At 73.9% G+C, this 3,136-nt stretch carries 1 protein-coding gene and 1 pseudogene; both read left to right on the top strand.

Annotation, left to right across the window (positions count from 1 at the left end; translation table 11 throughout):
* The coding region (locus BBH68_RS32270; RefSeq protein WP_065967317.1) for a type I polyketide synthase at window positions 1–1,109 on the top strand (1,109 nt) is incomplete at its 5' end.
* 109 nt (window positions 1,110–1,218) lie between these two features.
* Window positions 1,219–3,136 (top strand): annotated as a pseudogene (locus BBH68_RS32265) (type I polyketide synthase); the annotation flags it as partial.

Raw genomic sequence — 3,136 nt, 5'->3', positions numbered from 1 at the left:
CCGCCGAACGCGAGCAACTCGCCAAGCTGCTGGACGACCTCCCGGACCTGCGGGGGGTGGTGCACACGGCGGGCGTGATCGACGACGGGGTGCTCACGGCGCTCACCCCCGAGCGGCTCGACACGGTCCTGCGCCCCAAGGCCGACGCCGCCTGGCACCTGCACGAACTGACCCGCGACAAGGACCTCGCGCTGTTCGCGCTGTTCTCCTCCGCGGCAGGCGTGTTCGGCGCCCCCGGACAGGGCAACTACGCGGCGGCCAACGCCTTCCTCGACGGCCTCGCACACCACCGCCGCCGCCTCGGACTGCCCGCCCAGTCGCTGTCCTGGGGCGTGTGGGCCGAAACCAGCGGGATCACCGGCGACCTGGACAGGACCGACCTCGACCGGATGGCCCGCGGCGGCGTACGCCCCCTGCCCACCGCCGAGGCACTCGCCCTCTTCGACGCCGCCACCGGGGACAACCACACCCACACCGTCCCCGTACGGCTGGACCCCGCCCGGTTCGCCGGCACCGTCCCGCCCCTGCTGCGCGGCCTGGTCAAGGCCCCGGCCAAGCCCGCCGCACCCGGCCGCGCCACCCCCGCGGCAGGCGGCACGGGCGGCGGGCTGACCGAGCGCCTGGCACAGCTGTCGCCGCGCGAGTGCGAGGAACTGCTCACCCAAGAAGTGCGCCGGCAGGCCGCGGTCGTGCTCGGCCACGACGACATCGAAACCGTGGGCGCCGACCGGCCGTTCAAAACCCTCGGGTTCGACTCGCTCACCACCGTCGAACTGCGCAACCGGCTCAACTCCGCCACCGGGCTGCGGCTCCCGGTCACGCTCGTCTTCGACCACCCCACCCCCGCCGCGGTGGCCGCACACCTCAAGCAGCGGCTGCTCCCGGAGATCGACGCCGCCGAACTCGCCGCGAACCAGCTCGGCACCCTGGAGACCCTGCTCGCCGAGATCGCCGAGGACGACCCGAACCGTGCCAACCTCACCGTACGGCTGCGCGCCCTGCTGGCGAAGTGGACGGCGGGCGAACCCGCGGCCGCCGAGGTCGACCTCGACTCGGCCACGGACGCGGAACTGTTCGAGCTCGTGGACAACAAGCCATGGTCCAGCTGACCGGCGGGCGGGCGACCCCGCCGGCCATGTGACCCCACCCGCTGACCGCACCCGCTGACCGCACCTGCTGACCGCACCTGTTGGACCGGAAGAGGAACGGATGTCGAACGAGCAGAAGCTCCGCGAGTACCTCAAGCAGGCGGTCGCCGACGCCCGCGACTCCTACGCACGGCTGCGCGCCGTCGAGGAGGCCGCCCGTGAGCCGCTCGCCGTCATCGGCATGAGCTGCCGCTTCCCCGGCGGGGTGCGGACCCCGGAAGACCTCTGGGAGCTGGTCGCCGAGGGACGCGTGGGCATCGCGGACTTCCCCGCCGACCGCGGATGGGACCTGGCCTCCCTCTACGACCCGGAGGGGCTGCGCCCGAGCAGCTCGTACATCCGCAAGGGCGGGTTCATCGACGCCGCCGCCGACTTCGACGCCGAGTTCTTCGAGATCTCGCCGCGCGAGGCCCTTGCCATGGACCCGCAGCAGCGAGTGCTGCTGGAGGCCTCCTGGGAGGCGTTCGAACGGGCCGGGATCGACCCCGGCACGCTGCGCGGCGAGAGCGCGGGGGTCTTTGTCGGCGGCGTCCTGTCCGGCTACGGCTCGAACGTGGGCGGCACCCAGGACAGCGAGGGCTACCTGCTGACCGGCAACGCCTCCAGCGTCTTCTCCGGACGCCTCTCCTACACCTACGGGTTCGAGGGCCCCGCCGTCACCGTCGACACGGCCTGCTCCTCCTCGCTGACCGCGCTGCACCTCGCGGCCCAGTCGCTGCGCGCCAAGGAGAGCTCCCTGGCGCTGGTGGGCGGCGTGATGGTGATGTCCACCCCGGCCGCGTTCACCGAGTTCAGCAAGCAGCGCGGGCTCTCCCAGGACGGGCTGTGCAAGGCGTTCGCCGCCGGCGCCGACGGCACCGCCTGGGGCGAGGGCGTCGGCGTACTGCTCGTCGAGCGGCTGTCGGACGCGCGCCGCCACGGCCACCGGGTGCTGGCCGTCCTCCGCGGCTCCGCCGTCAACCAGGACGGCGCCTCCAATGGCCTGACCGCGCCCAATGGGCCGTCTCAGCAGCGGGTCATCCGTCAGGCGTTGGCCAACGCGGGGCTCGCTCCGTCGGATGTCGATGTGGTGGAGGCGCATGGGACCGGGACGACTCTGGGTGATCCGATCGAGGCGCAGGCGCTGCTGGCCACTTATGGTCAGGACCGGGCCGGGGGGCGGCCGGTGCTGTTGGGGTCGGTGAAGTCCAACATCGGTCACGCCCAGGCGGCGGCCGGCATCGCGGGCGTGATCAAGACGGTGCTCGCCCTGCGCCACGGCGTGGTGCCGCCCACCCTTCACGTGGACGAGCCCACACCGCACGTCGACTGGTCGGCGGGCGCGGTGGAGCTGGTCACCGAGCCCGTCCCCTGGCCGCGGACCGGCCGGCCGCGGCGGGGCGCCGTCTCCTCGTTCGGCATCAGCGGCACCAACGCACACGTCATCCTCGAACAGGCCCCCGAACCGCAGGAGCCCGACCCCGACGCACCGCCCGCCGGCAGCGCGGGAACCACGGGGGGCGCGGCGGCGCCGGTGCTCACCGGTGGCGTGCCGCCCTGGCCGCTGTCCGCCAAGAACGAGGCCGCGCTGCGCGACCAGGCCACCCGGCTGCGTCTCTTCCTCGACGAAGCCGAAGAAGCCGACGACGCAGACGACGCCGGCGAAGTCGTCGCCGCCGCCCTGGTCCGCACCCGCGCCGCCTTCACCCACCGGGCCGTCCTCCTCGGCGACGAGCGCACCGGGCCGCTGGCGGCGCTCGCCGACGGCACGGCCGACGCGCCCGGTGTGGTGCGGGGCACCGCACGCCCCGGCGCCAAGGTCGCGTTCGTCTTCCCGGGGCAGGGTGCCCAGCGGCTCGGCATGGCCACCGGGCTCCTGGAGTCCTCGCCCCTCTTCGCCGCGGCCATGCGCGAGTGCGCCGACGCGCTGGCGCCGCACGTGGACTGGGAGTTGCTCGACGCGCTCGGTGACGAGCAGGCCCTCGGGCGCGTCGATGTGGTGCAGCCGG

This window comes from Streptomyces sparsogenes, assembly GCF_001704635.1.
In the GTDB taxonomy this organism is placed as follows: domain Bacteria; phylum Actinomycetota; class Actinomycetes; order Streptomycetales; family Streptomycetaceae; genus Streptomyces; species Streptomyces sparsogenes.
This window is presented reverse-complemented; position numbering and strand designations above follow the sequence as displayed.